The organism is Sanguibacteroides sp. AM78-02pH3A (assembly GCF_027666085.1).
Taxonomy (GTDB): Bacteria; Bacteroidota; Bacteroidia; order Bacteroidales; family Marinifilaceae; genus Gabonibacter; species Gabonibacter massiliensis.
On sequence record NZ_JAQEHX010000013.1, the window covers coordinates 1 to 23,801 of the forward strand.

Below are 23,801 nucleotides of genomic sequence, written 5' to 3' on the forward strand. Positions count from 1 at the left end.
GGTACTAATAACCCGATAAACTCTGTCGGTTGTTTCATTTCTATGTTCGATGTCCCTCTCCATTCAACTAGCTTTAGGTTTGACGCTATAGACGTTGAATTTTTTTAAAGGTATTTAAAAGTATTAAAAGGTATCTACAGCGACGGTGATCCACCTCTTCCCATGCCGAACAGAGAAGTTAAGCCCGTTAGCGCCGATGGTACTGCCGCGAGGTGGGAGAGTAGGTCGATGCCGAATTTAAAAAATCGTTCTAATTTATTAGGGCGATTTTTCTCTGGCGAGGTAGCTCAGCTGGTTAGAGCGCATGATTCATAATCATGAGGTCTCCGGTTCAATCCCGGATCTCGCTACGATTTAGATAAGAGCCACGAGAGATCGTGGCTCTTTTTTTATGCTAAATTCTAATCTCAGAGTCTTTTAATTTATCCTCTTGGTTTACAATGGATAGCACATCTATTCCTCTAAAGTTGTTATTCCCCAAAGTGCGCCGGTTTAAGAAAAATGGGCATATAAGTAAACTATTGAAAATTATATGATAAATAATGGATGTTTTTCTTTTATTATAAATACATTTGAGGATTATTTCGATATAGTGTCAAACGACGGCTAAATAGATGCGATTTGGGTCTGTTTGAAAGCTTTTGTGCTGTATGGATGACTAATATACAAGATTATGGGCATAGTTTCGAAAATAATTTCTTTTTGTAATAAAAAGTCAAGAATACCTGTTCAATCAATAGGCACAATAGCTTCTGTCGATCAGCATAAGAAAATGGAAGTTTCGTTAATGGAAGCAAAAGAGAAACTGGAAATAACCAATTCTATCCTATCTTCCGTGTTGAGTCTTTCCCATGTTTTGCCTTGGGATTGCGATGTCCCTACTCAGATATTTTCTTGCGATTATTTTATTTATCATCATGAAAGTCAACCGAAACCTATTAACGGAAAATATTATTGTTCGGTAGAAAAATATATCAATTCCATTCATCCGGAGTTCAGAGAACATATGATGTCCGTTTTTACCGATTTGTTGAATGGGAAACGGAAAAGTTTTCGTGAAGTTTACCAAGTACATTGGTATAACGATAGAGAATACGAGTGGATAGAAAAGCAGGGAGCGGTTTATGAATACGATTTGTCGGGGAAACCCAAGACGATCATTGGTTCGAGTGTCGTTATTACTGGACGGAAGAGGCTGGAACAGAATTTATTATTAGCCAAGGAGCAAGCAGAGGAGAGTAATCGCTTGAAATCGGCCTTTCTGGCGAACATGAGTCACGAGATTCGAACTCCTTTGAATGCAATTGTCGGTTTTTCGAATGTGTTGGCTCAAACAGATAGCGAGGAGGAAAAGCAAGAGTACTTAAGTATTATTGAACACAATAACGCTTTATTATTACAACTAATCGGAGATATACTGGATTTGTCGAAAATTGAGGCCGGCACGTTGGAGTTTATTTATTCTGATGTAGATATAGATCAGTTGCTTGAAGAGATAGAGCAGATGACAAGATTAAGAGTAAATGCCGATAGGGTTTCCGTTGCTTTTACCGAGCGGATGCCGTCGTGTATCGTTCGAACGGAAAAGAATCGGTTACTACAAGTCATTAATAATTTTGTTACGAATGCGATTAAATTTACGGAGCAAGGAGAGATTCGGTTAGGGTATCGTTTACAGGAAGACGGTTATCTGTATTTTTATGTAGCAGATACCGGTTGCGGTATTCCGACGGACAAATTGGAACTGGTGTTCGGGCGTTTTGTGAAATTGAATAATTTTGCGCAAGGTACGGGCTTGGGTTTGGCAATCAGTGAAACCATAGTGAAACGTTTGGGTGGAGATATTGGAGTGGAGTCTGCGGAAGGCGAAGGATCTCTGTTTTGGTTTACCATTCCGTATGTCCCGGTAGAGCCGATAAATTCCATCAAGCCTCCGGAGAAGACTGGTGGTTGTTTAGCAAATGTCCCGCGTGACCAGAGACCAGCCATTCTCATTGCAGAGGATAATTCGGATAATTATAAATTATATGAAACCGTATTACAGAAGGATTACAACCTTCTTCACGCGTTGAATGGAAGAGAAGCTGTTCAATTGTATAAGGAATATCTTCCGTCTTTGGTATTGATGGATTTGAAAATGCCGGAGATGGGAGGTTATGAGGCTGCGGGGGAGATACGTAAATTATCTGATCGTGTCGTTATTGTTGCCGTGACGGCTTTTGCTTTTGCTGAAGATGAACAACGGGTTTATCATAGCGGTTTTAATGATTATATCACGAAACCGATCCGGGTTGGCGTGTTGAAAGAGAAAGTGCGGGAATTTTTAAGTCTCGTATGATTTGTATCGTGAGTATCGTAAGAATGAGTGGGTATACAGGGAAAAGTATAATCGTATTCTATGTTTCCCAAATAGAAGGTGGCATATCTTGTTTTCCACGATCGGCCTGAAGTAGATACGAAACGATGAATAAGTTGTCGATGGGAGCAGGCGGGAAGTTAGCGGATAAGAGTAGTTAGAGAGAGCAACTCAATATAAGGTGAGTTGCTCTCTTATTTTATTTATTATCGAGATCTTCCAGTAAGGCTTTAACGGTAGCCTCGACCTGAAGGTCTCTTCCCTTTATGGCATTCGCCGGATCGTTATTGACTTTTATATCCGGTTCCAATTGAAGATTTTCCAAATAGCGCCCTTGGTTATCTTTCATACCCACTTGAGGGATACCGAATACAAGGGTCGGGTCCTGTTGAAGTTCCCACCATACGGCAGTCATGGTTCCGGGAACCGGCATACCGACTAATTTACCGAGCTTCATCTCTTTGTAGGCCCACGGGAAACCGTGTGCATTACTGTAATTGTCTTCGCTCATGATTACCGCGGAAGGTTTGGCCCATTGGAATAGAGGATCCCGGCCGATGTATTGCCCTCTGGGGACGAATTGGGCGTATATGTTACCGCTTAATAGCGTTAGAAGGTCTTCATGAAGCCAGCCTCCTCCGTTCGAACGGGTGTCGATAATAATGGCTTCCCGGTTACGGTAACGTCCCAATAGTTCGGAAAAAACTTCCCGGAAGCTTTGACTGTTCATAGCTTTGACATGTATATAACCGATTCTGCCTTGCGATAATTTATCTACCAAAACTTTACGTTGTTTTACCCAACGTTTGTATAACAGGGCGTTTTCTTGTCTTGATGAAATGGGTTTCACGTATTCTTCCCAACGTGCCTTGGTCGTCGGATCATAAAGGGAAAGAAGGACTCTTTTCCCCGCTAAATTTTGTAATAGTTGGAAATAATCTTCTCCTGCTTTGATTTCTTGCTGGTTGATCTTTTCGATGATTGTTCCTGCTTTGATTTTGGTGTCGGCGGAAACAAGCGGGCCTTTCTCGATAATCTCTTCAATTTTTAAACCGTTACCTTTGTATTTGGAGTCATAAAAGGCTCCCAGGGAGGCTGTTTGAGTTTTGCTGTATGTTCCGAAATATCTTGCACCTGTGTGGGAGGCATTTAGTTCGCCTAATAATTCACTAAGCAGGTCAGCGAAATCGTAATTGTTATTGATATGCGGCAAGAAACGCTCGTAGGCTTTTTTATAAAAATTCCAATCCAATTGATGAAGATCCGGATCATAGAATTTATCTTTTACTTGTCTCCAGGCATGTTCATAGATGTATTGGCGTTCGGCTGCTTTTTGGAGTTCTAATTCGGCATTGAATGGCAAAGGGGTTACTTTTCCGGAATTGACGTCGATTTTGCTGAGGCGTCCGCCCGACAACATGTAGATGTTTTTACCTTCTTTATCCATTTCCAGGCTGGCATAACGGCTGTTTAACTTGGATAGGATACGGGTGCTTCCCTCTTTGAGATCTCTGACCCATAGGTCGTAGCCTCCTTCGAAACGACTCATGTAGAAGAGTTTGTTCGCGTCATTTGTTAAAATAGCGTCTCCTAAATTGGAAGAATTGATCGTGAGACGAGCTATACGATCTTCCAGATTGTTAAAGTCGATCTTCAGTTCGGGAAGTTTATCTTTTTTCCCCGTCGTCTTCTCTTCTTTCTGTTTTTTAGCGTTCTTTGTCATCTCTTTGGCTAAGGCCGATTCTTCCTTGTTTCTTTTGAATTCATCCCAGGCTTCCGAGTCCAGGAACAGGGCATAAACATCGTATTGGGAACCCCAGCTTCCGTGACTACGGTATCCTTGTCGGTCGGTAGACCAGATGATCACTTTGCCGTTCATCATCCATTTAGGATTACTATCATTGTATCCGCTATTGGTCAGGTTATGTATTTCTCCGCTACCGTCGGCTTTGATAAGAGCGATGTCTGTATATTGCCAGCCTCCTTTTTCAAAATATTGCGCCAATATCCATTTCCCGTCCGGGGACCATTGATACCATTGATCTCCATCCGCGTAAGAGTAATTGTATCTCCCGTCTAATACGGTTCTTGTTTTTTTGTTTTTAAGCTGGATCACTTTGATTTCGGTTCTGTTTTCCAAATAAGCGATCTCTTTTCCATCCGGAGAAAAAGCCGGTTGGAAACAGGCATTTTTACTGTTTGTGATTTGAGATTCTTTGATCTCTTTTGCATATGTGAACGAGCGATCCGTACTATCCGTCAGGGAGGAAACATAGATGTTCCAGCCTCCGTTTCGTTCTCCAGCGTATACTAAAGATCGTCCGTCCGGAGAAAAACTTACGGAGCGTTCTTGTGTCGGGGTATTAGTGATTCGTCTCGTTGTGCCGTATTCGACAGAACTGACAAAAATATCTCCCCTGAGGACGAAAGCAATCTCTTTTGCGTTGGGCGATAATGCCATTTCTGTTGCCCCGTAAGTTAAATTTTGTAAGATTGAGCTCGGTTCTATCTCATCGGTTGTGATTTGGATGGTCAGTTTTTGAGGTTGTTCGCCTTCTTTACAGGTATAAATTTCTCCGTTGTAAAAATAACATAGGGTCCCGTTATCTGACATGGAGAGAAAACGTACCGGATGTTTACGGTGTTTGGTCAATTGTTTTACTTGTGAAGGATCTTCGAGCGATAATTTGCATACATTGAAATCCCCGAAGCGTTCACTTAGGAAATAGATGCTTTTTTCATCTTTCGTGAAAATAGGATTCCGGTCTTCAACCTCTTTGTTCGTGATATTAGTGAATTTGCCCGTTTTCAGATCGTGTAACCAGATATCGCGGGTGACAGAAGAGGTATGGTGTTTCCGCCAATTATCTTCGTAGCCTTTTCGGTCATGATAAACGATCCGGTCTCCTTTTTTATTAAAATGAATATCGTAAGCCTCAAAAGTCAGAAATTGTTCCGGTCTTCCGCCTTCTACGGGAATGCGATACATTTGTGCGCTGTTGGGAAACTGGGTGTAATGGACATCGGGTAAGATCGTTGCTCTGTAAATAATACTTTTTCCGTCTGGAGTAAAACATACCGGAATCTCGGAATTGGAATGAAATGTAAGTCTGGTAGGAGAACCTCCTGTCGCGGGCATGATATAAACATCAAGGCCGCCTGCTCGATCCGAAGCAAATGCGATGCTTTTACCGTCCGGGGACCATATCGGTTGGGTGTCGTAAGCCGGGTTTGTCGTGAGTTGCGTAGCTTTTCCTCCCTTGCTGTCTACCGTGAATAGGTCTCCCTTGTAACAGAAAACGATGGTCGTTCCGTCCGGGGAAATGGCGGGATAACGCATCCACAGTGCCTCGTGTTGAGCAAATGCCTTTGGAATACTCAACAGGAAAATAATGGAAATGAAAAATGAAAATAGTTTCATGTTTGATCGTTTAAATGATTTGTTTGGTATAAAAATAATAAAATTATGGTATATAATCTCTTTTCGCAACATATTTAAATATATGGCGTTCCGCTCGAATGGAATTAAATATGTACATTTACGTGTTAGGCGTATGAATGTCGGTTACCGTTACTTCGATTCCCCTTTCTTGTAAATCGTTTAAAATTTTAGAGGGGATCTTGTTATCCGTGATGATATGGTCAATGGCATCCAGATCGCAGATTTTACTGAATCCCCGCCGACCGAATTTGGAAGAATCTGCCAATACGATTGTTTTTTGTGAAGCCTTCATCATTACTCGATTTAAATTGGCTTCCATCATATTGGTTGTTGTCAACCCGTATTCCAAATCAATTCCGTCGACACCCATGAATAATTTGCTGCATGAAAAATATTCAAGCATATTTTCAGCATAATTTCCTACAACAGAGAGGGCGCTGTTGCGCACGAAACCTCCCAATTGAATAATGTCGATGTTCGGATTACGGGCCAGTATATTAGTTACGTTTATAGCTGCCGTAATTACGGTAAGATGTCCTTGGGCTTGAATTTGTCTGGCAAGGGCATGCATGGTGGTTCCCGAGGCGATCAAGATGGAATCATCGGGGGTGATCAATTGGGCTGCACTTATTCCTATCAGACGTTTTTCTTCCGTGTAGAATTTCTCTTTTTCGCTTACATGCCGGTCGTTGATGTATGGGTTGATAAGGATGGCACTACCGTGGGTACGATACAACATCTTTTTTTCCTCTAACAGGGTTAAGTCTTTTCGGATGGTAACGGAGGAGACCTTTAGTTGGTTCGCCAGGTCTACAACGGATATAGAGCCTTGTTGACGTAAAGCTTCCAGAATATAATTATGCCTTTCCTTTACGGATAATGTTTTCATCCTATTTTGTAGTTATAAATGTCGTTTATTGTAATGATATATACACCTGAGACTTATAAATTAAGTTGGACGAAGTTAATAATTTATTTTGAAGGCCGGATGAAGCTCCTTTAAAAAAAGAGAACTTTTATTATATTATTTCGTATGTTAACCTAGATGTCCGGAGTTAATCGACGAGCATCGCATGGTATGGATATAAATTATAAACAGATGAAACGTAATGATTTAATCGGAAAAATTACAGATACATCTAAGACTTGGGATGTAGTAGTCATAGGGGGTGGGGCTACAGGACTTGGGGTTGCTGTTGATGCAGTTCTTAGAGGATTTAGTGTTGCTTTATTTGAATATGATGATTTTGCAAAATGTACTTCCAGTAGGAGTACGAAGTTGGTTCATGGCGGTGTACGGTATTTGGCTCAAGGTGATGTGGGGCTCGTACTGGAAGCTCTTTATGAACGTGGACTATTGAAGAAGAATGCTCCGCATTTGGTGAAGAATCAATCTTTTTTAATCCCCAATTACAGGTATTGGGATAATATTTTGTATACGGTCGGTTTGACTTTATACGATCTTTTGGCGGGACGTTTGGGATTAGGACGTTCTTTATATGTATCTAAATCGAAATCTTTGAAGCACATTCCCGTGCTTCGTGAAAAGGGGTTGAAAGGGGGTGTCATCTATCATGACGGTCAGTTTGATGACTCCCGTCTGGCTGTCAATTTAGTACAGTCTTGTATAGATAACGGGGGATGTCCTATAAATCATATGAAAGTTACGGGGTTGATTCATGGTACGGAAGGGAAAGTAAAAGGGGTGGAAGTGGTAGATATGGAAACCGAAAAATCATATGAAGTTCAAGCGAAAGTCGTTATAAATGCGGCAGGTGTATTTGTGGATGATATTATGCAGATGGATACTCCCACGGGGGAGCATATGGTACGTCCCAGCCAAGGAGTTCATTTGGTTTTGGATAAATCGTTCCTGCAAAGTGATTACGCGATTATGATACCGAAAACGGATGATGGCCGGGTACTTTTTGCTGTACCGTGGCACGATAAAGTTGTTGTCGGGACAACGGATACCTTGCGGGAAAAACCGGAATTTGAACCTAAACCCTTGGAAAAAGAGATTGAATTCATATTGAATACCGCGGGGAAGTATATGACGCGCAAACCTACCCGTAAGGATGTGTTGTCCGCTTTCGCAGGTTTACGTCCTTTAGCTGCTCCCAAAAAGGAGGGGAAGAGTACGAAGGAGATTTCGCGAAGTCATAAGATTATAGTTTCTCCGAATAATCTGATCACCATTACGGGGGGAAAATGGACGACTTACAGACGGATGGCGGAAGATACCGTAGATCAGGCTATAAAAATGCAATTACTGGAGGAACGGAAATGCATGACAAAAACGTATCATATTCATGGTTACCGTCTGAATCCGGATCTTTCGGATCATTTATATGTTTATGGTTCTGATGTGGACGGGATAAAAAAATTGATGGATAGCGATCCGGCAATGAGAGAAAAATTAAGTCCTAAATACGATTATACGGTAGCGGAGGTGGTATGGGCAGTCAGGGAGGAGATGGCCAGGAATGTGGAGGATGTTTTGGCCAGAAGGGTTAGGTTGTTGTTTCTTGATGCTCGGGTTGCGATAGAGGTTGCCCCGAAGGTTGCTGAGATTGTCGCGAAAGAGTTAGGGTATGATGAGATCTGGAAAAAATCGCAGATAGAACGATTTGAAAAAACAGCTGCCAATTATATACTGGATTAAACAAGAAGCCGATGTACCGGAGCTTCCTGAAAAATATTTTGTACCGCAAATAAATCTGCTTTTGGAGTGGCAATGTATTACGATTAGAAACCTTTATTCTCGTTAATTGTTTCGTTTTGTTACGAATTAAGTAAAAATAATTGCGTTTTTGTTTTGAATTATTTCGTTTTGTTTGTTTCTTTGTAACAAAACTAAAAATTTCTGTATATGAAACAGGATACTACAAAGCCATTTGATGTCATTGTTATTGGCGGGGGAGCTACCGGAGCGGGGACGGCGAGGGATTGTTCGCGTCGAGGACTGCGGGTACTGTTGGTCGAACGTTTCGACATCTCGACTGGAGCTACGGGTAGGAATCATGGATTGTTGCATAGTGGGGCTCGTTACGCCGTGACCGATAAAGAGTCGGCGGAAGAGTGTATTAAGGAAAATATGATTCTACGCAAAATAGCCAGTCATTGTGTGGAGGAAACGGATGGTCTGTTTCTTAGTTTGCCGGAGGATGATATCGCTTATCAGGCCAAATTTGTAGAGGCTTGTCGCCAGGCTGGAATTCGGGCGGATGTTATTGATCCGAAAGAAGCTTTGCGGTTAGAGCCGGCGGCTAATCCGGATATTATCGGAGCTGTTCGTGTTCCGGATGGTGCCGTAGATCCGTTTCGATTGACGGCTTCCAATATAATGGATGCGAAGCATCACGGTGCTAAGGTGTTGACTTATCACGAGGTGACGGAGCTTTTGCGGGAACAGGACCGCATTGTCGGGGTAAAGGTGTTGGATCATAAGACCAAAGAGGTGAAGTCGTATTATGCTTCGGTAGTTGTTAACGCGGGAGGAATTTGGGGACATAATATAGCCCGGTTGGCGGGAATCGATATTAATATGTTGCCGTCGAAGGGTGCTTTGTTGATTTTCGGACATCGGGTGAATAATATTGTTTTGAACAGATGCCGGAAGCCGGCGGATGCGGATATTCTTGTGCCGGGAGATACCATTTGCCTGATCGGAACGACTTCGAGTAAGGTCCCTTTTGAGGAGATCGACCATATGTATGTTACCTCGGGAGAAGTCGATTTGTTGCTGAGAGAGGGGGAGAAATTGTCGCCTGTTCTGGCTCAAACCCGAATCCTCCGGGCTTACGCTGGCGTCCGTCCTTTAGTAGCATCGGATAATGATCCCAGCGGGCGGAATGTAAGCCGGGGTATCGTTTTGTTGGATCATGCCGTTCGGGATGGATTGGAGGGATTTATAACGATTACAGGCGGAAAATTAATGACTTATCGGTTGATGGCTGAATGGACGAGTGATCTGGTCTGTAAAAAATTGAATGTTTCGGCTGTTTGTACCACGGCCACGGAAAAATTGCCCGGTTCCCGGGAAAATGTGGAAGAGATAAGTAAAAAAATTCTTTCTATACCTTTAACACAGCGGAATGCCACGATTTCCCGTCACGGTGATATGGCCGGTAAATTTTCTGAAAATACCTCTTTGGACAACAGTTTGGTCTGTGAATGCGAGGAGGTATCGGTAGGAGAGGTGAAATACGCCTTAAACGAGCTGGATGTGAATAACCTGGTCGATTTGAGGCGGAGGACGCGTGTCGGAATGGGTACTTGTCAAGGAGAACTTTGTGCTTGTCGTGCCGCGGGGCTGATGAGCGATCTGCATAAATCCTGCACGAGAAGGGCGAAAGAAGATCTCTCCTCTTTTCTGAACGAGAGATGGAAAGGAATGGCCCCGATTGCCTGGGGTGATACTTTGCGCGAGAGTGAATACACGTCTTGGGTTTATGAAGGCGTATGCGGTTTAACATGGTCTCAAAAACAAGAAGAATAATATGAAATTTGATACGGTTATTATCGGCGGAGGTTTGTCCGGATTGATTTGCGGTATTTATTTGTCAAAAAGAGGACAACGTTGCGTTATCATATCTTCGGGCCAAAGTGCCCTGCATTTTTCTTCTGGTTCTTTCGATCTGTTGAATGCGTTACCTGATGGAACCGGGGTGAATCATCCTTTGGAGGCCGTCGAAGAGTTGATCTTACAAGCTCCGGAACACCCTTACGCGAAGTTGGGAGTAGAGAAGTTTGCAACCTTGGCGGCAAAGGCAAAATCATTTCTTGAAGAGGCCGGAGTACCGGTTTCCGGAGATGAACGGAAGAATCATTACCGGATCACTCCCATGGGAACGATGAAACCTACTTGGCTGACCTTAAAAGAGCAATTGATGTCTGCTGAAAAAGATCGGTTGCCTTGGAAAAAGATAGCTGTTTTTAATGTTACGGGATTTTTGGATTTTTACACGCAATTTCTTGTGGATGAATTTTGTAAGATGGGAACGGAGTGTAGGGTTCATCTTATTCATTTTCCTGCCCTGGAGAATTTGCGGAAAAATCCGACGGAGATGCGTTCCGTAAATATTGCCCGCGTGTTTGATCATCCTGAAAATTTGGATGAATTGATTCGTATACTTAGAGAGAAAAGTGTCGATTGCGAGGCGGTCGTTCTGCCGGCAATTCTCGGTCTGGGGCGGGATAATGTATTGGATTACGTGCAAAATGAAATAAAAAAACCTGTTCGTTTGGTATCCACGCTTCCGCCCTCTGTGCCCGGAATTCGGGCACAACAGCGATTATGCAGGAGTTTTCAACAGGCGGGAGGAGTCTATATGCCGGGAGATACGGTGCTGAAGGCCGACAGAGAGGGAAGACGGATCACACGCCTTTACTCCGCTGACCATGGGGATATCCCTTTCGTGGGGCAACAGGTGGTGCTGGCCACGGGAAGCTATTTTAGCCAGGGGCTGATTGCCGAACCGGACCGGATATATGAACCTGTTTTCGATTTGGATGTCTCTTACCTGAAAGATCGGGAACAGTGGTATCGTCATAATGTATTCGAGGTGCAACCTTATCAATCTTTTGGCGTAAAAACGAATACCGATTTCCGGGGGATGTATCGAGGTGAGCCTTTGGATAATCTATATGTAGCGGGAGCGGTATTGGAAGGTTACAACGCGATGAAGGAGGGGTGTGGTGCCGGGGTTTCTATTTTAAGTGCGTTGTATGTAGCAGAGCGAATTTTAAGTAAATAAAACGGACGAGATGAATCTTCAACAACATAATATTAGCGATAATAATTTCGAACAATGTATCAAATGTACGATTTGTACGGTATATTGTCCTGTTGCTGCTGTAAATCCGGCTTACCCGGGTCCCAAGCAGGCCGGTCCCGATGGGGAACGGTTACGTTTGAAAAAGTTTGATTTTTATGATGAAGCGCTGAAATATTGTATTAATTGCAAGAGATGTGAGGTCGCTTGCCCCTCTAACGTGAAGATAGGGGATATCATTCAGTCCGCTCGTATTAAATATAGCGATAAAAAACCGAAATTCCGTGATTTTATATTAGCCAATACGGATTTGGTAGGCAGTTTGTCGACCCCTTTGGCCCCGATTGTAAATATGACATTAGGAATGAAACCCGTCAAGGCGGTTTTGGACGGTGTAATGAAAATCGATCATAGGCGTTCATTCCCTAAATACGCTTTTGGTACTTTTGAAAGCTGGTATAAGAAACAGGCGGAGAAACAGGCGGCTTACCCGGAACAAGTCAGCTATTTTCATGGTTGTTACGTGAATTATAATAATCCGCAGCTGGGAAAAGATCTGATCAAGGTAATGAATGCTTTCGGGGTGGGGGTGCAGTTATTGAGAAAAGAAAAGTGTTGCGGGGTCGCCCTGATCTCCAATGGTTTTATCAAACAAGCTCAAAAACAGGCGAATGCAAACATCAAATCCATTCGGGAGTCTGTGATAGAGAGAAATATGCCGGTAATCGCTACTTCTTCAACCTGTACATTCACTATTCGCGATGAATATCCGCATTTATTGAATATAGAGAATGCGGATGTTCGGGATAAGGTGGAATTGGCCACGCGTTATATATATCGATTGTTGAGTCAACGGAAAGTCAAGCTGAATTTTAAAAAAGGAAAAAAATGGAGAGTAGCTTACCACACGCCTTGCCATATGGAAAAATTGGGTTGGTCTTATTATTCGATCGAATTATTGAAATTGATTCCCGATATGGAGTTAATCGTATTGGATTCGCAATGTTGTGGTATAGCGGGAACTTATGGTTTCAAAAAAGAAAATTATAAAACTTCACAAGATATTGGTAACTCGTTATTTAAGCAAATCGAGTCTTGCGATATCGATTATGTTGTTACCGATTGTGAAACATGTAAATGGCAGATTGAAATGTCTACAACGAAACGTTGTGAACATCCGATATCAATATTGGCAAATGTTTTGGAATAGTACGTTTGTCATTTTTTTGAAAGAGAGAATGTTTTATTTCGTAAACATAAAATGTTAAAACGAAATTTTAATCTAAATTTTGTTGAATTTTATTTTGATTTAAAAATGTTATTCTCTATTTTTGATGCGATTTGAAATTAAATTGTTTCGAATTTGCAAGCAAACTATTTCGCATGAGTTCATTTTGAAATTAGATTTATCTGTTATTGTTAATATTAACACGTAAGTTATGAACCGAGGAAACAGGATGGATGGATTTCCGTTTTACGCTGAATTAGAGGCTGTGTTTGAAAAACAATTTCTTCTGTCCGATTCGGGAAGGAACAGGGATCGGTATGTAAAAAATCTTACGGTATCAGATGATTTATTCGAAATTCGGAAAAAACAGATGAATTTTTACTCTTTGGGATGGAGTAGAATGACAGGTAGAAATAAATTAATTGTAAATAATTAAAATCTAAACACATGTGGAGTTTTCTGAAACCGGAGCCTCATAAGCCCTTGCTTCCAAAGGAAGAAATAGCCCCGACGTACAATCGGTTACGTTGGCAGGTTTTCATTGGTATCTTTATCGGATACGCTGGTTATTATCTCGTTAGAAAGAATTTTGCGCTTGCAATGCCGTATCTTGTGGAGATGGGATTCGACAAAGGACTTTTGGGTGTTGCCATCTCGGCCAACGCTATCGCGTACGGTCTTTCCAAGTTTTTGATGGGAGGTGTTTCCGATCGCAGTAGTGCCCGGAAATTTTTGCCGTTAGGATTGTTGCTTTCGGCTTTGGTGACAATCATCCTGGGAACGGGCTTGGGAATTTCTTCCATCGTGTCGATGTTTATATTGCAATTCCTGATCGGTTGGTTTCAGGGTATGGGATGGCCTCCCAGTGGACGGGTGATGACCCACTGGTTTTCTCAAAACGAGCGAGGAACTAAAATGTCTATATGGAATTGCGCTCATAATGTAGGTGGGGCCGCGATCGGTCCTATGGCTGCTGTCGGTATGGTTTGGTTCGGCTCGTGGCAAGCCGGTACCTTTTGGTTCCCCGCGGTTGTCGCTCTTTTCATTGTCGTAATCAGTTTCTTGTTGATTCGGGATACTCCTCAGTCTTGCGGTTTGCCTCCTATCGAGGAGTTTCGGAACGACTATCCGAAAAATTATAGTGCCAAATCGGAAGAGGAGCTGACAACGAAGGAGATTTTCTTCAAGTATGTATTGAATAACAAAACATTGTGGTTTATTGCCATTGCCAATGCTTTTATTTATTTAGTACGTTATGGCGTATTGGATTGGGCTCCGACCTATTTGAAAGAGGCGCGGGATTTCGACATAAAGAGTATCGGATGGGCTTATTTTGCTTATGAGTTTGCGGCCATTCCCGGTACGATTGTTTGCGGTTGGTTGAGTGACCGGGTGTTTAAAGGGCGTCGTGCTTTGACCACTATGATTTATATGGTATTGGTCGCCGTGTTTATTTTCGTTTACTGGCAATTTGCCAGAACTCCGATGGCTATCAGTATTTGTTTGATTGCCATAGGATTCTTGATATACGGCCCTGTAATGCTTATTGGAGTGCACGCGTTGGATTTGGCTCCTAAGAAAGCCGCGGGAACATCGGCCGGATTAACCGGATTTTTCGGTTACTTCTTCGGAACAGCCTTGTTGGCAAATATAGGTTTAGGATATGTTGTTCAACATTTCGGCTGGAATTGGAACTTCATCGTCTTGCTCTTGGCTTGTGCATTAGCATTCCTGTTTATCGGATTTACATATAAAGAGGAACAATATCTTGTTAAAAATAATCATTAACATTCCTAAAAATCGAAATTATGATTAAAAGACTATTTCATGTCGCATGGGCATGCGGGTTAGTAGCCTCCGTGATGTCGTGTGAAGATCAAAAATTTAATGATGTGACAGTTGATGTCGACCGCGTACACGTGGCGACTTTGTCTGAAGAGATGCAAAAAGTTCGGGATTATGTTCCGGAATATGCCGTGATGGCTCATAGAGGTTCTACGTTCTGGACGCCGGAAGAGACAGAAGCCGCTTATCGTTGGGCGAGAGAGATCGGCGCCGATTATTTGGAATGCGATTTGCAGGTGTCGAAGGATGGAGTGGTATTGGCTTTGCATGATACGGATTTGAAACGTACTACTAATATTGCGGATGTTTTCGGTGAGGCTCTTCCCACGGAATTGAGAAAAGAGTACTACGAGAAATTGGGATATACCGCCGCACAAATCGATAGTTTGATGATTGTGGATACGAAAAATTTTGTTCCCAATTATCCTTCTTCTTATACTTACTATGAATTGATGCATTTGGATGCTGGAAGATGGTTCAACGAGAGCAGTTTAGAGCAGGCGCGCGCCGGCTTCGTGGAACAACATCAGTATATTTCGACTTTGGAAGATTTGGTAATGTATTCAAAAGGGTATCGTTTGAAGAGATACAAAGCGGGAGAAACGGATCCTTTTGGGCTTTGGAAGAAACCGGAAGGAGAGCGTGTCGTAACCGGAATGACGGCTACGAACAAAACCATTACCAATCCCATAAATTTTGTTACGGTTGATAAGGTTGTCAAATATGATTTCGAGTATGTCGTAGATACAAAGGCTGACGGAGGTGCACTTAGCGGAAATATTCCGGGTATCTACATCGAATTCAAGGAACCGTGGTTGAATCCGGCGGGATTTGAGCAAATGGTATATGATGAGTTATCGGAATTGCATATGAATATAATTACCGAGCCGGCAAACGAAAATGAACCTTTCTATAAAAATCATAAAGTGAATGTCGGCAATACGAACGGTAAGGTAGTTCTTCAAACTTTCTCTTTACAAAGTTTGGTGCAGGTGAGCAAGGTTTTTGAAGGAAAAGTTCCGATGTGTTTCTTGTTGTGGCTGGGAAGTGGGGCTACTGATCTGACATACGACGATCCTACCGGATATGCCTCTTTCATTAATTTGGGAGTACAGTATAAAGCTCATTTCATCGGACCGTGTATCGGTGGAGCTCCCAATAACTATCCGGAATTAAACAAACCCTGGCAAAATCATTTGATTCACCGGGCAAAAATGAAGAATCATCCGTATACTTTCGATACTTATGATCAGATGGCTAAATATTTTGGTCAGTATAATTATGGAGTAGAGGGCGGAGCCGTCTTTAAGGCTCCCTATCTGGATGCGTTGTTCACTAACCACTCGGATATGTCTCTTCAATACATGATTAATTTTAATTGGAGAAGTAAAGATGCTCCTCAAACTGTACCGGATGCACGTCAATTACTGGAAGAGTTGGGTTACGAAAAATAATTACATTTAATTGCATATACAAATGAAGAAATATATATTATTCCCTCTTGTGTTAGTAGCTGCCATGCTGTCTTCTAACGTGATAAAAGCTCAGGATCAGGATGTAGAGCCTTTGTTGAAATATATTAATAAGGAAAACGGACTTAAACTTACAGCCGGTGGTCGTCTTTTTGCCGATTTCGCTTATTATCATACGGAATTTACTCCCATGAAATCGGGGGCCGCAATTACAGATGCCCGCATCCGAACCTCGCTGACTTGGAAAAATTTCTATTTTTATGCTGATTTCGATTTCTCCAAGGGAACCTTCAAGCAGAAAAATATTTTTGTAAGGTATAATTTCAAAGAGTCTGTAAATGGCATTCATAGCGTGAAAGCCGGTTATTTTAATGAACCGTCCACGATGAGTTTGAATACCAGTCTGTATAATTATCACTTTATTTCTCGTCCGGCGGGGGTGAATGCGTTGTCTCCCGGACGTGCCTTGGGTGTTACCTACAAGTATTTTGACCGGAATTTTTTTGCGGATCAGGGCTTTTTTGCCGAAAACAAATACAACGATCAGATTGCAGGATTCCAAGGATTTAGTTTAAGCGGTCGTTGGTTATACAAACCGATCAATAATGACTATATGACGTTGCAGTTCGGTATCGGCATGCGTTACGGACGGATCAACAGCGGTGAAGTTATTAATGATAACGTGTTTAAGACCAACCTGGAAATCGAGGCCAATATGCAAACTTATGTGGATGCAACTACCCGTTTCTTGAATGCAGACGTGGCTTGGGCAAAAAATACGTTGAATGTAAATCCTGAATTATTGTTCAGAACGGATCGTTTCTTCTTCCGCGGAGAATATATTTTCAAAAAAATCTGGAAAGACCGGGATGATTTGACTTTGTTCGAAAATCAATTGGGAGGTCAGCAAAGTTGGCAAACTCTGGTGTCCTGGCAGAATGGAAACCCGATTCGTGCTTCCAAGTTCGATGCCGCGTATGTCGAGTTAGGCTATTTGTTGTGCGGTAAGGCTTATACCTATGATGACGAATACGCTTTGTTGGGAGGAATGAACGATAAAGTCGGACTTGAAGTGGTCGCTCGTTATAGTTACACGAATTTGAATGATATCAATAAGGGTGATGTGTTCTTAATAGGCAATCATAAGTTCTATCCGAATGGAGAGATAAAAGATTACCCGGTGGTTTCAACCAGTATCGGCGGAGGAAGAATGCATGCCGTTACTTTGGGATTGAACTACTCGTTTAATCAATATGTCAAAGTGATGGGTGAGTACCAATACGCTAATCTGGATAATGTTTATTTCCCCAATGATAAAAATTTCCATCAGCTGCAATTGCGCTTAATGGTTTCTTTCTAATGATAGGTAGGTTTGTAAGAAAGGGATGGCATATGTCATCCCTTTTTTTTAGGAATAAAGCGAGTTAATTTTATATATTTTCTATATCTTTTTTTGCGTGGGTGTTTTTATTAACAATTGTTTTTTTTATTTTTGACATTGAAATGTTGATGATAAACTGTACCAATTACTGAAATATGAAAATAACCGGCTTAATTATATTGTCTTTTTGGATTGTAACTAAAGGATCTTTCGGTCAGATTGATGTACGTGAAATAAACAAGCCGATCGAATTGCTGAATGAGGCGAATGAGGATATTAAAGATGGTAAGTATAAAGAGGCTGTACCCAAATTACTGGCAGCAGCCAAATTGAATCCGAAATTGAGAGATATTTATATTTCGTTGAATCAGGCTTGTCCTCAGACGAATCAAATATCAATACTAAAGGAGTACCTGAAAAGAGCACAATCTATTTTTATTGAAGATGATGAGATTTGCTATTATTTAGGAAATGTCTATCAAAACGAGAATCGTTTCGCTGAAGCGATAAGAGAGTATACTTCAGCTATCAAATACGCTAAGAAAAATGGCGAAGAGTTTGGCTTGACTTATGCTTATTATTTGAATCGCGGAAATTGTTATTTGAAACGAAGTGAGTTTCAGAAAGCCATACAGGATTATACCTACTCCTTGTCATTGAACGATAAAAGCGGAGCACTCTATGCTAATAGAGGAATTGCTTATTTTAAAACCGGAAAGAGGACAGAAGCTTGCCGTGATTGGAAAAAGGCCAAAACTCTCGGTGTAACGAGTGTGGGGCAATATTTGAATCGCTATTGTAAATAATCGACAAAAGAAGATTTACGGATTCAAGGTCTCGATCAATGAGGTTAAATTACTGGTAAATAATTTTACAGAGATGGCCAGCAAAATGATTCCGAAGAATTTTCTCAGGATGTATACTCCTCCCTTGCCGAATATTTTTTCTACTAAAGAAACATTCTTTATCACCAAGTAGACAACAATGATGTTCAGTATTAAGGCGATAATAATATTGACGGTATGATATTCCGCTTTTAAGGCTAACAGGGTCGTTAAGGTTCCAGCTCCGGCAATAAGAGGGAAAACCAGGGGAACGATCGCCGCGGCATCGGTCGGCCCGTCGTTTTTAAAAATTTCGATTCCGAAAATCATCTCTACGGCTAAAACGAAAATAATCAGGGCTCCGGCAACGGCAAAGGAAGAGATATCCACGCTGAATAATCCTAATAAGGCATCTCCGACAAAAAGAAAACCGAAAAGGATAAGAAACGAAAACAAAGCTGCTTTGGCTGCGTTTAATTTATGATGTTTATTCTGGATGTCGATAATAATAGGAACGGAACCCGTAATGTCGATTACCGCAAATAGAACCATAAAGGCGCTGACGATTTCCTGTATGCCAAGTGTCGAAATATCCATATTGTAAATCATTTATTCACTTGATGTTTTTTATAATCTCTTTTCTTTTTGTCAGAAAAAAATGGGTTAAATGCCAAATAAAAGTATTATTTTTGTCTGGATCTCGTTCATATCTGATGGATAGATACGCTAAGACTCGGCAAAGATACTGAATCATAGGATTTTTTCAAAAAATATGAATGGTAAAGAAAAGATATTTATGGAATATACGAAGTTAATTGTTGAGAAACAGGAAAATATTTGTATTGTAAAAGTCAATAATCCGGAAGCGTTAAATGCTTTGAGTTCCGTTGTGTTGAGAGAGTTAGACGATGTTTTCACGGTAATAGGTAAGGACGAGGCTACGGATATTGTTATTTTGACCGGGGTAGGACGTTCTTTTGTCGCTGGTGCTGATATTTCGGAGATGAGTAATTTGAATGCCGCGGAGGGTAAAGCATTCGGTGAGTTGGGAGCTAAGGTTTTTAGAAAAATTGAGTTATTGAATAAGGTGGTCATCGCTGCCGTGAACGGGTTTGCTTTAGGTGGGGGATGTGAATTGGCTATGGCTTGCGATATCCGGATTGCTTCTTCGAAGGCTAAATTCGGACAACCGGAAGTGGGGCTGGGGATTACCCCCGGATTTTCCGGAACCCAACGATTGCCCAGAATCGTGGGATTGGGGAAAGCGAAGGAGTTGATCTATACGGCGGATGTGATCCATGCCGAAGAAGCTTGTCGGATCGGCTTGGTGAATAAAGTTGTTGAACCCGAAATGTTGTTGGAAGAGTGTTTGAATATGGCCAGGAAGATAGCCTCGAAAGCTCCTTTAGCCGTGCAATATTCGAAAGAAGCTATCAATCGGGGAATGGAGACGGATATAGAGACGGGTATTGCTATTGAAAACTATTTGTTTGGACTTTGTTTTTCCACGGAAGATCAAAAAGAGGGGATGAGGGCTTTCTTGGCAAAGCAAGAGGTGACTTTTCAAAAAAAATAATATATATTAACAAAGTAATTGAAGGTTTAATATGAAAATTTGTGTCGTAGGTACAGGGACGATGGGTAACGGTATTGCCCAGACGTTTGCCCAGGCTGGTCACGATGTGTTGTTGAAAGGGAGATCAGAAGCTTCTTTGGCAAAAGCACATAAAGCCATAGATAAGAGTCTTTCTAAAATGGTAGAGAAAGGCAAAATGGAAGCCGCTCAAAAAGAGGCGATTATCGCAAAGATTAAGGACACCATGGCTTATGAAGATTGTAAAGATGCTGATTTGGTCATAGAGGTGGTGGCCGAAGATATGAACACCAAGAGTGAGATATTTAAAACGTTGGATGCTGTTTGCAAACCTGAGGCAGTATTGGCTACCAACACTTCTTCTCTTTCTATAACCGAGATTGCTGCTACGACTAATCGTCCGGAAAAGGTTATAGGAATGCATTTTTTCAATCCTGTCCCCATGATGAAATTAGTGGAAGTGATAAAAGGACAATTAACTTCTCAAGAAGTACATGATAAAATCATGGCCCTTGCCGCAGAAATCGGTAAGACTCCCGTGAGTGTAAATGAAGCTCCCGGGTTTGTGGTGAACCGTATTTTAATACCGATGATTAACGAGGGGATCGGTATTTATGCCGATGGAGTGGCCTCCAAAGAGGAGATCGATGAGGCTATGAAATTAGGGGCGAATCATCCTATGGGACCTTTGGCATTGGGGGATTTGATCGGTTTGGATGTTTGTCTGGCTATTATGGAAGTTTTGTACCATGAATTCGGAGATTCCAAATACCGTCCGCATCCTTTATTACGTAAGATGGTTCGGGCGAACCTGCTGGGTAGGAAGACCGGAATCGGTTTTTATGATTACCGTAAATGACAAAAATAAAAAAACCGGGAGATTTCTCCCGGTTTTTGTTTATTCTGATTTTTTCAATTTTTCGGTAAGCAAAGGAACGATTTTCCGTACATCTCCCACGATACCCAAGTCTGCTACATTGAAAATAGGAGCATACTTGTCTTTGTTGATAGCGATGATGTATTCTGCCTCTTCCATTCCGGCCAGATGCTGGATAGCCCCGGAAATACCCATGGCGAAATAGACATCCGGACGAACTGTTTTACCGGTTTGTCCTACCTGACGTTCGTGACCGAGAACTCCCGCGTCCACCATTGCACGGGAAGCCGATACCTCGGCTCCGATGGTGTTGGCCATGGCCCGTAACAGATCAAAACCCTCCGTGTTTCCAACTCCGCGTCCCCCGGACACCAGAATATGAGCTTCGGTGATGTCGATCAGATTCTTTTGTTCTTTTACGGTTTCTAACACGCGTACACGGAACTTGGATTTGTCAAAGCGGATCGTAACATCTTCGATCGTACCTTGACGATTCGTGTCTCGCTGTCCGATGCGCATTACACCCGGACGAACGGTTGACATTTGAGGACGATGGTCTTTGCAGATGATTGTCGCCATCAGGTTTCCCCCGAATGCCGGACGCGTCATTAGCAGGTCTCTCTCCTCTGAAATTTCTAATCCGGTACAGTCTGCCGTTAAACCGGTTTCTATACGGGCAGACAGACGTGGTCCCAGGTCCCGTCCGATTGTCGTGGCACCGATTAAAACGATGCTGGGTTTATTTTCCTTCACGATCTGGTAGATAGCCTGAGCGTAAGGTTCCGTTACGTAGGTTTCCAACTCGGGAGCATCTACACGTAAAACCGTGTCGGCTCCGTAAGCAATGCACTCCTGGGCTTGAGTCGATAAGTTGTGGCCTAATAGTATGGCGTATACTTTTTCATTTAAAGCATCTGCCAATTCTCTGGCTTTACCTAATAACTCCAGAGCCACATTTTGGATTACGCCTTCTCTTTGTTCGATAAAGACATAAACGTTTTTATATTGTGATTTATCCATCTGACTATTTAATTTTGAATTTGGAGAAAAGCTCTAAATTCTTATTAGATAATAAATTTCTCTTTTAATTTATTGATAATGATATCGGCGGCTTCCGTCGGTTCTACCTCGTAGATTTGTCCGGCAGCTTTCACTCCCTTCGTGAAGGATTTGTATACCCGGGTAGGAGAACCGTTTAGACCGATCTTGTTTTCATCCACGGTGATATTCGTGTAATTCCATAATTCAATTTCACGGTCGTAGGCTTCAACAATACCTCTTACGGACATATAACGGGGTTTTACTCCCGATGCCAATGCCGTTAATACACAAGGGGCATCTACTTCTACGATTTGGTGGCCTTCCTCGGTGGATTTTTTTATGGTAAAGGTTTTATTGCCGTCGAACTTCAGGTCCTCTACATAGGTTACTTGTGGTAAGTCCAAGTGTTCTGCAATTTGAGGGCCTACTTGTGCCGTATCTCCGTCAATAGCTTGACGTCCGGTAATTACCAAATCGTAATCCAAAGCTCTCAATGCTCCGGCTATCGTGTTAGAGGTGGCTAAGGTATCCGCTCCCGCGAATTTGCGGTCGCTTAATAAAATAGCGCGATCGACTCCCATGGCGAAAGCTTCTCGCAAGATGGCTTCGGCTTGTGGCGGACCCATCGTAATAACGGTTACGTGAGCACCGTATTGATCTTTTAATTGAAGGGCAAATTCAAGACCTCCTTTGTCATCGGGGTTCATGATACTGGGAACCCCGTCTCTGATTAAGGTTCCGGTAACCGGGTCAAGTTTAATTTCCGTGGTATCCGGAACTTGTTTAATACAAACAACTATCTTCATGTCGACTTTTTTTACTTTAATAAATTGGCTGCGATGACCATTCTCTGAACTTCTGAAGTTCCCTCGTAAATTTCAGTGATTTTAGCATCTCTCATCATTCTCTCAACCGGATATTCCCGGGTATAACCGTATCCTCCGTGGAATTGTACCGCTTTGGTCGTTACTTCCATTGCTGTTTCTGCCGCAAACAGTTTAGCCATGGCCGCATCGGCGGAGTAATTCTCTTTTTGATCTTTTTTGAAAGCGGCTTTTCTGACTAACAAACGGGAGGCATTGATTTTAGCTTCTAAGTCGGCCAATTGGAATTGGGTGTTCTGGAATTGACCGAGCGCTTTACCGAATTGTTTACGCTCTTTCACGTACTTCACCGTTTCGTCCATAGCTCCTTGGGCAATACCGAGGGCTTGCGATGCGATTCCGATACGTCCTCCGTCCAATGTTTTCATGGCGATTCCGAATCCCTTGCCTTCTTGTCCCAATAAATTTTCAGCCGGAACAATGCAGTTTTCAAAAATCAATTCGCAGGTAGCCGATCCGCGGATACCCATCTTTTTCTCTTTTTTGCCGATGGAAAAACCGGGAAAATCTTTTTCCACGATAAAGGCGGAGATTCCTCTCGTGCCTTTAGACTTATCGGTCATTGCCATGACAATATATACATGAGCATATCCGGCATTCGTAATGAATATCTTAGATCCGTTCAATACGTAATGATCTCCCTCTTTCACAGCCGTGGTTTGTTGTGCGGAGGCGTCCGTACCCGCATTGGGTTCGGTTAACCCGAAAGCGCCGATCCATTCGCCGGAGGCTAATTTGGGAAGGTATTTGGCCTTTTGTTCGGGTGTCCCGAATTCCATAATAGGAGCGCCGCATAGAGAGGTGTGAGCCGATACAATAACTCCTGTTGTGGCACATACACGGGATAGTTCTTCTACGGCCATCGTGTAAAGAACATTATTTCCGCCAGCCCCGCCATACTCAACGGGGAAGGGAATACCCATAATACCTAACTTTGCCATTTTTTCTACGGTTTCCATCGGGAATCTTTCCGATTCGTCTACTTCTGCCGCTAATGGTTTTACTTCTTTTTCTGCAAACTCTCTTATCATTTGCAAGAAGAGTTGCTCTTTTTTTGATAGACTGAAATCCATTATTATT

17 protein-coding genes, 1 tRNA gene and 1 rRNA gene are annotated in these 23,801 nt (G+C 42.2%); 13 read left to right on the plus strand and 6 right to left on the minus strand.

Translation table 11 applies throughout. The features are described 5' to 3' along the window. The first annotated feature begins 126 nt into the window (after window positions 1-126). The 3 genes from rrf (at window position 127) to PGR74_RS13165 (ending at window position 2,338) form a co-directional block, all read left to right on the plus strand. Window positions 127-237: ribosomal RNA gene (rrf, locus tag PGR74_RS13155) — 5S ribosomal RNA — on the plus strand. 39 nt (window positions 238-276) lie between these two features. Further along, window positions 277-350, plus strand: a tRNA-Met gene (locus PGR74_RS13160). Between the two features lie 422 nt (window positions 351-772). Next, entirely contained in the window at window positions 773-2,338 is a 1,566-nt protein-coding gene (locus PGR74_RS13165; protein ID WP_270517307.1) for an ATP-binding protein, read from the plus strand. A gap of 217 nt (window positions 2,339-2,555) precedes the next feature. Here PGR74_RS13165 and PGR74_RS13170 read toward each other — a convergent pair whose 3' ends face one another. Further along, window positions 2,556-5,777, minus strand: coding sequence for a S41 family peptidase (locus PGR74_RS13170; RefSeq protein ID WP_270517308.1), 3,222 nt, complete (start codon window positions 5,775-5,777; stop codon window positions 2,556-2,558). A gap of 118 nt (window positions 5,778-5,895) precedes the next feature. After that, window positions 5,896-6,687 carry a DeoR/GlpR family DNA-binding transcription regulator gene (locus PGR74_RS13175; RefSeq protein WP_270517309.1) on the minus strand — a complete coding sequence of 264 codons (792 nt, stop codon included), beginning with the start codon at window positions 6,685-6,687 and terminating at the stop codon, window positions 5,896-5,898. A 210-nt stretch (window positions 6,688-6,897) separates the two neighbouring features. Between PGR74_RS13175 and PGR74_RS13180 the strand changes: the two genes are divergently transcribed. The 8 genes from PGR74_RS13180 to PGR74_RS13215 all read left to right on the plus strand — a co-directional run bounded on the left by PGR74_RS13180 (window position 6,898) and on the right by PGR74_RS13215 (window position 18,307). Next, window positions 6,898-8,463, plus strand: a complete 1,566-nt coding sequence (locus PGR74_RS13180; protein WP_041502710.1) for a glycerol-3-phosphate dehydrogenase/oxidase — start codon at window positions 6,898-6,900, stop codon at window positions 8,461-8,463. 207 nt (window positions 8,464-8,670) lie between these two features. Next, a complete protein-coding gene (gene glpA / locus PGR74_RS13185; RefSeq protein WP_041505030.1) occupies window positions 8,671-10,299 on the plus strand; it encodes an anaerobic glycerol-3-phosphate dehydrogenase subunit A in 1,629 nt (542 codons plus the stop codon). 1 nt (window position 10,300) lies between these two features. Further along, on the plus strand, window positions 10,301-11,557 hold the full coding sequence (gene glpB, locus PGR74_RS13190; protein ID WP_041502648.1) for a glycerol-3-phosphate dehydrogenase subunit GlpB: 1,257 nt from the start codon (window positions 10,301-10,303) through the stop codon (window positions 11,555-11,557). 10 nt (window positions 11,558-11,567) lie between these two features. Continuing rightward, window positions 11,568-12,785, plus strand: coding sequence for an anaerobic glycerol-3-phosphate dehydrogenase subunit GlpC (gene glpC, locus PGR74_RS13195; RefSeq protein WP_041502649.1), 1,218 nt, complete (start codon window positions 11,568-11,570; stop codon window positions 12,783-12,785). A gap of 465 nt (window positions 12,786-13,250) precedes the next feature. Further along, window positions 13,251-14,591, plus strand: a complete 1,341-nt coding sequence (glpT, locus tag PGR74_RS13200; RefSeq protein WP_041502651.1) for a glycerol-3-phosphate transporter — start codon at window positions 13,251-13,253, stop codon at window positions 14,589-14,591. Between the two features lie 20 nt (window positions 14,592-14,611). Beyond that, on the plus strand, window positions 14,612-16,102 hold the full coding sequence (locus PGR74_RS13205; RefSeq protein WP_041502652.1) for a glycerophosphodiester phosphodiesterase family protein: 1,491 nt from the start codon (window positions 14,612-14,614) through the stop codon (window positions 16,100-16,102). A gap of 22 nt (window positions 16,103-16,124) precedes the next feature. After that, on the plus strand, window positions 16,125-17,480 hold the full coding sequence (locus PGR74_RS13210; RefSeq protein ID WP_110688781.1) for a porin: 1,356 nt from the start codon (window positions 16,125-16,127) through the stop codon (window positions 17,478-17,480). A 176-nt stretch (window positions 17,481-17,656) separates the two neighbouring features. Then, a complete protein-coding gene (locus PGR74_RS13215; protein WP_041502654.1) occupies window positions 17,657-18,307 on the plus strand; it encodes a tetratricopeptide repeat protein in 651 nt (216 codons plus the stop codon). Window positions 18,308-18,322: 15 nt separating this feature from the next. Here the strand turns inward: PGR74_RS13215 and PGR74_RS13220 are convergent, their stop codons facing one another. Next, a complete protein-coding gene (locus PGR74_RS13220; RefSeq protein WP_041502711.1) occupies window positions 18,323-18,922 on the minus strand; it encodes a MarC family protein in 600 nt (199 codons plus the stop codon). A 199-nt stretch (window positions 18,923-19,121) separates the two neighbouring features. Between PGR74_RS13220 and PGR74_RS13225 the strand changes: the two genes are divergently transcribed. Together PGR74_RS13225 and PGR74_RS13230 are read left to right on the plus strand one after the other, a co-directional pair. Further along, window positions 19,122-19,901, plus strand: coding sequence for a short-chain-enoyl-CoA hydratase (locus tag PGR74_RS13225; protein WP_110688786.1), 780 nt, complete (start codon window positions 19,122-19,124; stop codon window positions 19,899-19,901). Between the two features lie 31 nt (window positions 19,902-19,932). Further along, on the plus strand, window positions 19,933-20,778 hold the full coding sequence (locus PGR74_RS13230) for a 3-hydroxybutyryl-CoA dehydrogenase (protein WP_041502655.1): 846 nt from the start codon (window positions 19,933-19,935) through the stop codon (window positions 20,776-20,778). A gap of 39 nt (window positions 20,779-20,817) precedes the next feature. On the opposite strand, the gene PGR74_RS13235 is transcribed toward PGR74_RS13230, so the two are convergent. Genes PGR74_RS13235 through PGR74_RS13245 form a run of 3 tightly spaced genes read right to left on the minus strand, consistent with a single transcriptional unit; the run spans window position 20,818 to window position 23,794 of the window. Next, window positions 20,818-21,816, minus strand: a complete 999-nt coding sequence (locus PGR74_RS13235; protein WP_041502656.1) for an electron transfer flavoprotein subunit alpha/FixB family protein — start codon at window positions 21,814-21,816, stop codon at window positions 20,818-20,820. Between the two features lie 44 nt (window positions 21,817-21,860). Further along, window positions 21,861-22,643, minus strand: a complete 783-nt coding sequence (locus PGR74_RS13240; RefSeq protein WP_041502657.1) for an electron transfer flavoprotein subunit beta/FixA family protein — start codon at window positions 22,641-22,643, stop codon at window positions 21,861-21,863. Window positions 22,644-22,654: 11 nt separating this feature from the next. Then, window positions 22,655-23,794, minus strand: coding sequence for an acyl-CoA dehydrogenase (locus tag PGR74_RS13245; RefSeq protein ID WP_041502658.1), 1,140 nt, complete (start codon window positions 23,792-23,794; stop codon window positions 22,655-22,657). Window positions 23,795-23,801 lie beyond the last annotated feature (7 nt).

Coding starts and splice junctions, on each gene's coding strand:
- PGR74_RS13175 (WP_270517309.1), bottom strand. CDS start 6,687: ATGAAAACATTATCCGTAAAGGAAAGGCATAATTATATTCTGGAAGCT.
- PGR74_RS13205 (WP_041502652.1), top strand. CDS start 14,612: ATGATTAAAAGACTATTTCATGTCGCATGGGCATGCGGGTTAGTAGCC.
- PGR74_RS13165 (WP_270517307.1), top strand. CDS start 773: ATGGAAGTTTCGTTAATGGAAGCAAAAGAGAAACTGGAAATAACCAAT.
- PGR74_RS13230 (WP_041502655.1), top strand. CDS start 19,933: ATGAAAATTTGTGTCGTAGGTACAGGGACGATGGGTAACGGTATTGCC.
- PGR74_RS13220 (WP_041502711.1), bottom strand. CDS start 18,922: ATGGATATTTCGACACTTGGCATACAGGAAATCGTCAGCGCCTTTATG.
- glpT (WP_041502651.1), top strand. CDS start 13,251: ATGTGGAGTTTTCTGAAACCGGAGCCTCATAAGCCCTTGCTTCCAAAG.
- PGR74_RS13215 (WP_041502654.1), top strand. CDS start 17,657: ATGAAAATAACCGGCTTAATTATATTGTCTTTTTGGATTGTAACTAAA.
- PGR74_RS13170 (WP_270517308.1), bottom strand. CDS start 5,777: ATGAAACTATTTTCATTTTTCATTTCCATTATTTTCCTGTTGAGTATT.
- glpB (WP_041502648.1), top strand. CDS start 10,301: ATGAAATTTGATACGGTTATTATCGGCGGAGGTTTGTCCGGATTGATT.
- glpA (WP_041505030.1), top strand. CDS start 8,671: ATGAAACAGGATACTACAAAGCCATTTGATGTCATTGTTATTGGCGGG.
- PGR74_RS13225 (WP_110688786.1), top strand. CDS start 19,122: ATGGAATATACGAAGTTAATTGTTGAGAAACAGGAAAATATTTGTATT.
- PGR74_RS13245 (WP_041502658.1), bottom strand. CDS start 23,794: ATGGATTTCAGTCTATCAAAAAAAGAGCAACTCTTCTTGCAAATGATA.
- PGR74_RS13240 (WP_041502657.1), bottom strand. CDS start 22,643: ATGAAGATAGTTGTTTGTATTAAACAAGTTCCGGATACCACGGAAATT.
- PGR74_RS13210 (WP_110688781.1), top strand. CDS start 16,125: ATGAAGAAATATATATTATTCCCTCTTGTGTTAGTAGCTGCCATGCTG.
- PGR74_RS13180 (WP_041502710.1), top strand. CDS start 6,898: ATGAAACGTAATGATTTAATCGGAAAAATTACAGATACATCTAAGACT.
- glpC (WP_041502649.1), top strand. CDS start 11,568: ATGAATCTTCAACAACATAATATTAGCGATAATAATTTCGAACAATGT.
- PGR74_RS13235 (WP_041502656.1), bottom strand. CDS start 21,816: ATGGATAAATCACAATATAAAAACGTTTATGTCTTTATCGAACAAAGA.